This window comes from Saccharomonospora iraqiensis subsp. iraqiensis, assembly GCF_000430445.1.
Classification (GTDB): Bacteria; Actinomycetota; Actinomycetes; order Mycobacteriales; family Pseudonocardiaceae; genus Saccharomonospora; species Saccharomonospora iraqiensis.
The window spans coordinates 74196-82039 of the sequence record NZ_KE387062.1 but is presented as its reverse complement, the minus strand read 5'-3'; the positions used below and the strand labels follow the sequence as shown (position 1 = coordinate 82039).

Genomic DNA, 7844 nt, shown 5'->3' with positions numbered 1-7844 from the left:
GGTCCGACGCGGCGGTCCCGACCCCCGATCGGGCGGGTACCGACGCGGGGAGCGGCCCGCGCTGATCTTCACCCGTACGGGTGGAACATCGCCGGGGAAGGCCGTGAAGTCGATCAGCGGCGGTGTGGACTTCACGGTCGGCTCACGCTCGGGGTAACGTTTCGTGCACAACCAGTGCGGAGTGGCGCAGCGGAGGATGGTGCATGAACCGGCTTGTCCGAGGGTCCGACGGCCGGGACTGGGTGATCCGGGCCCAGCTGGAATGGCGACGGCCCGCCACCGCGGAGGACTTCGAGCACGATGTGGCGGCCAACTACACCCCGGGGATCGCGATGGGCGCCGTCGCGGTGCTGCTCGGGCTCGTGCTGGTCGTGTGGATGCCCGAGGACGTCGTGGTGCCGGCCTGGGTGCCGTTGGCGCTGCTGCTGGTGGCGCTGTTCTTCCCGTTGCGGTGGACGTTGCGCAGGCCGTGGACCGTGGTCGCCGAGACGGAGGGCGACGTCACCGGCGAGCGTCCGTCCGAGCGGTGGGTCGGCACGGTCGTGGGCATACTGAAGGTGCGGGGGGAGGTGCACCGCATCGCCAAGTCGATCCAGAAGCACGATCTTCCGGACTTCGACGGACCCTTACAACCTGTCGAGTGAGCCATGCCCGAGTTGCCCGAGGTCGAAGCGCTCGCGTACCACCTGCGTACGCACGCGGTCGGCCGTGTGGTGACCCGGGTGGACGTGGCCTCGTTGACGGTGCTCAAGACCGTCCGCCCCGGGCCCGCCGACCTGCACGGCCGGGAGGTCACCGGGGCGGCCCGGTACGGCAAGCACCTCGACGTCGTACTCGGTGACCTGCACCTGGTCGTCCATCTCGCGCGGGCGGGGTGGCTGCGCTGGTCGGACTCGCTGTCCGCGGCGCCGCCGAGGCCCGGGAAGGGGCCCGTGGCACTACGGGTCCGGCTGTCCGATCCCGAACAGCAGCGGGCACCCGGCTTCGACCTCACCGAGGCCGGGACGAAGAAGGGTCTCGCCGTGTGGATCGTGCACGACCCCGGCGAGATCGACCCGGTCGCGCGCCTGGGTCCGGACGCACTCGACCTGGACACCGCCGGACTCGCCCGGCTGCTCCAGGGGCGCACGGCGCGGCTGAAGACGGTGCTGACCGATCAGTCCGTGCTCGCGGGCATCGGCAACGCCTACTCCGACGAGATCCTGCACACCGCACGGTTGTCGCCGTACGCGACGGCGGGCCGGCTCGACGAGGGGTCCGTCGAACGGCTGAGCGAGGCGATGCGCGAGGTGCTCACCTCGGTGGTCGAGCGGTCCGTCGGGCAGGAGGTCGCCCGGCTCAAGGAGGAGAAGCGCTCGGGCCTGCGGGTCCACGGCCGTACCGGGCTGCCCTGCCCGGTGTGCGGGGACACCGTCCGCGAGGTCTCCTTCGCCGAACGCGCCCTCCAGTACTGCCCCACCTGCCAGACCGGCGGCAAACCCCTCGCCGACCGCCGCCTCTCCCGCCTCGTCAAGTAGTCACCCGGGGTGTTGCCGTGAAGGGCACTTTCCCTGCGTCTCACGCAGTGAATGTGCCCCTCGCTGCGCCGGAGGCAGGGAAGGTGCCCTTCACGGTTCATCCCTCGGACGGGGGCTGGTGGTGACGTTGGGTAGCTGATTGTGGCGGTGGGTGGTGGGGTGGGGTTCGGGGGTGATCCGGTCACGTCTTGCATGTCACTGTGGGAGCGCAGAGCATGGACGCTGTGTCAGGTTTGTTGACCACGCAGTCCGTCGTGGCGTTCTCCGCCGGGGCCTGCCTCGTCGCGCTGGTCACCATCCTCGTCGTCCTCGTCCGGCGGCGGAAGCCCAGCCACGCCGTCGACGAGGCCGTGCTCGAAGCGGTCTGGGTGATGTCCAAGGCCCAGGTCGACCTGCGGGACGGCCTCGTGCAGGAGGCGACGGACAAGCTGGTGACCCGGCTGCTCCGGTTGCTCAAGTGCGTCGCGGTCGGGATCTCCGACCGGGAGGGGACGCTGCTGTCCTGGGACGGCGAGGCCAACGACCACTACGTCGACCTGGTGGGGCCGGTCGGCTCGGCGATCCGCCGGAAGAGCCGCGAGGTCGTCTCGCACGACAAGTTGCCCTGCGACCACCGGGGGAACTGTCGGATGCGCACGGCCGTGCTGATGCCGATCATCGTCGAGGACGAGGTCGAGGCCGTGCTGCTCGTGCTCGGCCGGACCAAGGGCAAGCGGATCGTGCAGATGGCCGACACGGTGAACCGGTTCATCAGCACCCAGCTGCACGCGGCCAAGCTGGAGGAGACCAAGCACCAGCTCCAGCAGGCGGAGATCAAGGCGCTGCGGGCGCAGATCTCGCCGCACTTCGTCTACAACGCGCTGAACACGATCTCGTCGCTGATCCGGACCGATCCCGAGGAGGCCCGCGAACTGCTCCAGGACTTCGCCGACTTCACCCGCTACTGCTTCCGGGCGGAGGGCACGTTCACGACCCTGTCCGAGGAGCTGCGCAACATCGACCGCTACCTCACGATCGAGGGCGCCCGGTACGGCGCCCGGCTCAACGTGCGGCTCAAGATCGCGCCCGAGGTGCAGTCGGTGGTCCTGCCGTTCCTGCTGATCCAGCCGTTGGTGGAGAACGCCGTCAAGCACGGCATCGCGGGCAAACCGGGGGGCGGGACCGTGACGGTGACCGCGCACGACCGCGGCCCCGAGGCGGAGATCAGCGTGGAGGACGACGGGGTCGGGATGGATCCCGCCCTGCTGGAGAACATGCGGGACTCGTCGGGCAGTGCGCACATCGGACTGAGCGCCATCAACCGGCGGATGCACCAGGTCTACGACCAGCGCTACTCGCTGATGGTGGAGACGGCCGTCGGCGCGGGGATGAAGGTGACCATGCGCGTGCCGAAGTTCGTCCGGCACGTGCACCCGGACATGCCCAAGTACCCGGACGCGGCCTCCACCACCCGGAGCAGGCGCGACCTGCCGCAGGCCCGCACCTCCGCGCCCGTCGGCTCCTGACCCGTCCCGCCGGAAACGGGCGGGCACGCCGGAACCACTCAGTAGGGTGGACGGCATGAGCCGCACGGACACGTTGGTCAGCCGCATTCCCAAGCTCGGTGAGCGCGTCGAGCGCAAGGACGTCGTCGCCGTCGTCAAGCTGCACGGGGTCATCAACCCGCAGGCGTCCCCCCTGGCCCGCGGGGTCCTCAACCTCTCCTCCGTCGAATCGGCCCTGACCAGGGCATTCGACCACGACCGGCTCAAGGCGGTCGCGCTCCGGATCAACTCACCCGGTGGTGCGCCGACGCAGTCAGGGCTGATCGCCGAACGTATCCGGCAGCTCGCCGACGAGAAGAACGTGCCGGTGTTCGCCTTCGCCGAGGACGTCGCCGCCTCCGGCGGCTACTGGCTCGCCTGCGCCGCCGACGAGATCTACGCGCACCGCACGTCCATGGTCGGCTCGATCGGGGTGATCACGGGATCGTTCGGGTTCACCGGGCTGCTCGACCGCTTCGGGATCGAACGCAGGCTCTACACGGCGGGGGAGAACAAGTCCCGCCTCGACCCGTTCTCCCCGGAGAAGGAGGAGGACGTGGCGTGGCTGCGCTCGCTGCACACCCAGCTGCACGACATGTTCGTCGACTGGGTGAAGCAGCGCCGCGGCGCCCGGCTCGCCGGGACCGACGACCTGTTCACCGGGGACGTCTGGCTCGGCTCCCGTGCCGCCGAGCTCGGCCTCGTCGACGGCCTCGGCAACTACCGGGACGTGCTCACCCGGCGCTATCCGGACGCGGAGATCACCGTGGCGGAACCGAGGAAGCCGCTGCTCGCCCGGCTGGGGGTCGGCGCACCGGCGTCGGCGCTGCTCGACGCGGTGCAGCACCGGGAGCAGTGGTCGCGCTTCGGGCTCTGACCGCGCGGGCGGTGCCCCGCCGTCGCCGGCCGTGATCATCGCCGTCACGCCGGGTGTTCGCGTTCACCGGTACGGTGGCTGGTTCCGGCGGTCACACTGCACTCGTTACGCTTGGGTGGTTACTCTGTGGCGAACGGGCGTCACGTGATGATTCGCCCGGGCGCGTAGTGGACATCGGACCCGGCAGACGGCAGGATGCGTGTCACTGTGAGTGCTCATCGCCAGACCCCTGAACTGCTCGTCCTCGCTGTCGACGACGAGCTACCCGGGCTCGACCAGCTGCAGCACTGTCTCGACGCGAACCCGCACGTCGGCAGGGTGATCCCCGCCGTGGACGCCTCGGAGGCGCTGCGGTACCTCGGCAACACCGACCACGAGATCGACATGCGCAAGCGGCGCGGGCTGCCGCCGGTCGACGCGGTGTTCGCCGACATCAACATGCCCGGGCTGTCCGGGATGGAGATGTCGCGCGTGTTCGCCTCGTTGAATCCCGCTCCGGTGCTGGTGTTCGTCACCGGCCACCCCACCGAGGCCGTCGAGGCGTTCGACCTGGGCGCGGTGGACTACGTCCTCAAGCCCGCGCGGCAGGAGCGCATCGACAAGGCCGTGGCACGGGTGGTGGAGAAACTCGACGCCGCGCCCGCCGCGGCCGCCGCGGCAGCCCCGGGCGCGGAACCGCAGGTCCGCGGGGACGACGAGGTGATCCCGGTCGAACTGGCGGGGACCACCAAACTGATCCCGCGGTCGGCGGTGCGCTGGGTGGAGGCCCAGGGCGACTACGCCCGGCTCTACACGACCGAGGGCAGCCACCTGGTGCGCATCCCGCTCTCCCAGCTGGAGAAGAACTGGGAGAACGCGGGGTTCGTGCGGATCCACCGCTCGTTCCTCGTGTCCCTCTCGCTGATCACGGAACTGCGGATGGGACAGGGCGGCTACCAGGTCGTGCTCGGCGACGAGGAGAAGGTCCTGCCGGTCAGCAGGCGGCACACCCGGGAGCTGAAGGACCGGCTGGTCGGTTCCTCGCGCGCGGGGTAGCCGGGGATGACCGACGAGGACATCTACCGCAGGGTCGGCGGCATCCGGGAGCCGGACCCCACGCTCGGCAGGAGGCCGCAACCGGAGCCCGAGCGGCCCGCGGTCACGTTGTCCCCGGAGCCGGACCCGGCGTCCGGGTCGGACGGGGCCGCCCGGCCCCGCAGGCAGCGGGTCGTGCTCGCCAGGCCGAAACGGGTGTCGAGCTACTCGATGCGGGCCAAGGTCGAGCTCGCCGAACAGACCAGTTGGGGCAGGCTGCTCGTCCGGGACCTGGTCAAGGTGCAGCTGCGGGCGGGGGCGCTGTTGCTCGGCCTGGTGGTGGTGCTGCTCGGCGCGCTGCCGGCCGCCTTCCACTTCCTGCCCACCCTGGCCACGGTCCGGGTGATCGGACTGCCCGTGTCCTGGGTGCTGCTCGCCGTCGCGCCGTTCCCACTGCTGTTCGCGGTCGGGTTGTGGTACAACCGCCTCGCGGAACGGCACGAGCGGGACTTCGTCGCCATGATCGAGAACTGAGTGCCCGTGCGGGCGCCGAGGCGTAGCGGGGGGCAGTGGTGGAGCTGAACCCGTGGGCGGTCGGCGCCGTGGGCCTGGTTCTGGGGGTGACCTACTACCTCGGCAGCCGCACGTCCCGGTACGCGAGCACCACCGACGACTTCCTGCTCGCCCGCCGCACCGTGCGTTCGCGGCGCAATGCCGCCGCGGTCTCCGGCGAGTACCTGTCGGCGGCCTCCTTCCTGGGGGTCGCGGGGCTGGTGATGAAGGACGGCGCCGACGCGCTGTGGTACCCGATCGGGTTCACCGCGGGCTTCCTCACCGTGATGATCTTCGTCGCGGCCCCGCTGCGCCGCTCCGGTGCCTACACCCTGCCGGACTTCATGGAGGCCCGGCTCGGCTCGGCCGCCCTGCGCCGGGTCTCCACCACCGTGGTCGCGGTCATCGCGCTCGTCTACCTGTTGCCGCAGCTGCAGGCGGCCGGGTTCGCGGTGCGCACCGTCGTGCCGCAGGCCGAGCCGTGGATGGGCTCGCTGATCGTCGTGGGGATCGTGACGCTGAACATCGTGGCCGGTGGGATGCGCGTGGTCACGCTGGTGCAGGCGTTCCAGTACTGGGTGAAGCTGTTCGCGCTCGCCGTTCCCGCGTTCGTGCTGTGCGCGGTGTTCCTCGCCGGCGGGGGTGCCGACACGGCGGGCCCGCTCGGCGAGCCCGCACCGCCGGAGTTCACCGAGGAGACCACGGTGTCGGTGGAGTCCGACGTCGTGCTGCGGGTCGGCGAGCCGACGGTGGTGCACATCCCGTCCGAGCGGCCCTCGGGTGCGGAGCTGTGGCTGCCCGGCACCGACTATCCCGTCGCGGCGGGCAGCGAGCTGCTGTTCCCGGCCGGGTCGTCCGTCCCGGTGGTCGGCGACGCCGCGCTGGACAACGCCTCCTGGCTGCGCCCCACCGGGGACACCGACAGCCTGTGGTGGACGTACTCGCTGCTGGTGGCGACGTTCGCGGGCACGATGGGGCTGCCGCACGTGCTCGCCCGCTTCTACACGAACCCGGACGGGCGGTCCGCGCGCCGCACGACGTTGCAGGTGCTGCTGCTGCTCGGGTTGTTCTACCTGTTCCCCGTGCTGCTCGGGGCGTTGTCCCGGCTGTACGTGCCGCAGCTGCTGCTGACCGGGAACACCGACGCGGCCGTGCTGGAACTGCCGACGGCGATGCTGCCCGGCGTGGCCGGCGCGGTCACGGTCGCGGTGCTCGCCGCCGGCGCGTTCGCGGCGTTCTTGTCCACCTCGTCCGGACTGCTGGTCAGCGTGGCCTCGGTGATCTCCACGGACCTGCTCTGGGCGCGGGTGCGGGACTTCCGGTTCGCCGCGGTCGCCGTGGCGGGGACGGCCGCCACGGGGGCGGTCCTGCTGCCGATCGAGGACCTCTCGCTCAGCGTGGGACTGTCCTTCGCCCTCGCCGCGTCCACGTTCTGTCCGCTGCTCGTACTGGGGATCTGGTGGCGCGGCCTCACCTGGATCGGCGCGACCGCGGGGATGGTCGTCGGTGGTTCGCTGGTGCTGCTGGCGATCGTGCTCAACGTCGTCAGCCGGTTCGACGGCGGGTGGGCACCGTGGTTCGTCACCCAACCCGCGTTGTTCACGGTGCCCGCGGCCTTCGCCACCACCATCGTGATCAGCCTGCTGACCGGGAAGCGCGTTCCCGAGGACGTGGACACGGTGATGCTGCGGATGCACGCCCCGGACCGGCTGGGCTTCACCCGTGACCGGCAGGCGCTGCACCCCGGCCGTGCGGACGAACGCGCCCGGCTCTACAGCGGCAGACACCGTCGGTAGGCCGCGGTGTCCCCGGACACGGCCGCACCGGCGGTGGACGGGCACGCGTGCGAAAATGAAACCGTGACGACAGATTCCAATGACCTGCCCTCGGCCCCGGTCCCCGAGCTCCCGTCCGAGGGGCTCGTGCTGCTCGACGTGCGAGAGCCGGACGAGTGGGCCGCGGGACACGCCCCGGAGGCGGTGCACGTGCCGCTGGGGGAGCTTCCGTCGCGCACCGGTGAACTCGCCGACCTGCCGGACGACCGGCCGGTCCACGTCATCTGCCGCAGCGGTGGCCGGTCCGCCCGCGCCGCGGCCTGGCTGAACGCCGCGGGCGTGGTCGACGCGGTCAACGTCGAGGGTGGGATGAAGGCGTGGCAGGCGCACGGCCGCCCGATGGTCACCGACCGTGCGGACGCACCCCCCGAGGTGATCTGAGGCCGGTCGGAGCGGGTATGCAGCAGGCAGCACAGGGCGGGGCGGGCGCGTCCGGTCCGGGACACCGGACGCGCTGGATCGCCACGCCACCGCCGGATGCGACCGGGGACGCGCGGCCGTCCGGACACCGGCCCGCCCCCGGATC

At 71.2% G+C, this 7844-nt stretch carries 8 protein-coding genes; all 8 read left to right on the top strand.

Annotated elements, in window-relative coordinates; genetic code table 11:
- Positions 1 to 203 precede the first annotated feature (203 nt).
- Positions 204 to 644: a hypothetical protein gene (locus ACTIR_RS0105515; RefSeq protein WP_007025237.1), complete on the top strand. Its 441-nt coding sequence runs from the start codon at positions 204 to 206 to the stop codon at positions 642 to 644.
- A gap of 3 nt (positions 645 to 647) precedes the next feature.
- A complete protein-coding gene (locus ACTIR_RS0105510; RefSeq protein ID WP_026453522.1) occupies positions 648 to 1517 on the top strand; it encodes an Fpg/Nei family DNA glycosylase in 870 nt (289 codons plus the stop codon).
- 215 nt (positions 1518 to 1732) lie between these two features.
- Positions 1733 to 3022, top strand: a complete 1290-nt coding sequence (locus ACTIR_RS0105505) for a sensor histidine kinase (protein ID WP_026453521.1) — start codon at positions 1733 to 1735, stop codon at positions 3020 to 3022.
- A 55-nt stretch (positions 3023 to 3077) separates the two neighbouring features.
- Positions 3078 to 3917: a S49 family peptidase gene (locus ACTIR_RS0105500; protein ID WP_026453520.1), complete on the top strand. Its 840-nt coding sequence runs from the start codon at positions 3078 to 3080 to the stop codon at positions 3915 to 3917.
- Positions 3918 to 4112: 195 nt separating this feature from the next.
- Positions 4113 to 4952, top strand: a complete 840-nt coding sequence (locus tag ACTIR_RS0105495; RefSeq protein WP_026453519.1) for a LytR/AlgR family response regulator transcription factor — start codon at positions 4113 to 4115, stop codon at positions 4950 to 4952.
- Positions 4953 to 4958: 6 nt separating this feature from the next.
- Positions 4959 to 5465, top strand: coding sequence for a hypothetical protein (locus tag ACTIR_RS0105490; RefSeq protein WP_026453518.1), 507 nt, complete (start codon positions 4959 to 4961; stop codon positions 5463 to 5465).
- Positions 5466 to 5503: 38 nt separating this feature from the next.
- Entirely contained in the window at positions 5504 to 7279 is a 1776-nt protein-coding gene (locus ACTIR_RS0105485) for a sodium/solute symporter (protein ID WP_026453517.1), read from the top strand.
- A 63-nt stretch (positions 7280 to 7342) separates the two neighbouring features.
- A complete protein-coding gene (locus tag ACTIR_RS0105480; protein ID WP_026453516.1) occupies positions 7343 to 7699 on the top strand; it encodes a rhodanese-like domain-containing protein in 357 nt (118 codons plus the stop codon).
- Positions 7700 to 7844 lie beyond the last annotated feature (145 nt).

Coding starts and splice junctions, on each gene's coding strand:
- ACTIR_RS0105515 (WP_007025237.1), top strand. CDS start 204: ATGAACCGGCTTGTCCGAGGGTCCGACGGCCGGGACTGGGTGATCCGG.
- ACTIR_RS0105510 (WP_026453522.1), top strand. CDS start 648: ATGCCCGAGTTGCCCGAGGTCGAAGCGCTCGCGTACCACCTGCGTACG.
- ACTIR_RS0105505 (WP_026453521.1), top strand. CDS start 1,733: ATGGACGCTGTGTCAGGTTTGTTGACCACGCAGTCCGTCGTGGCGTTC.
- ACTIR_RS0105500 (WP_026453520.1), top strand. CDS start 3,078: ATGAGCCGCACGGACACGTTGGTCAGCCGCATTCCCAAGCTCGGTGAG.
- ACTIR_RS0105495 (WP_026453519.1), top strand. CDS start 4,113: ATGCGTGTCACTGTGAGTGCTCATCGCCAGACCCCTGAACTGCTCGTC.
- ACTIR_RS0105490 (WP_026453518.1), top strand. CDS start 4,959: ATGACCGACGAGGACATCTACCGCAGGGTCGGCGGCATCCGGGAGCCG.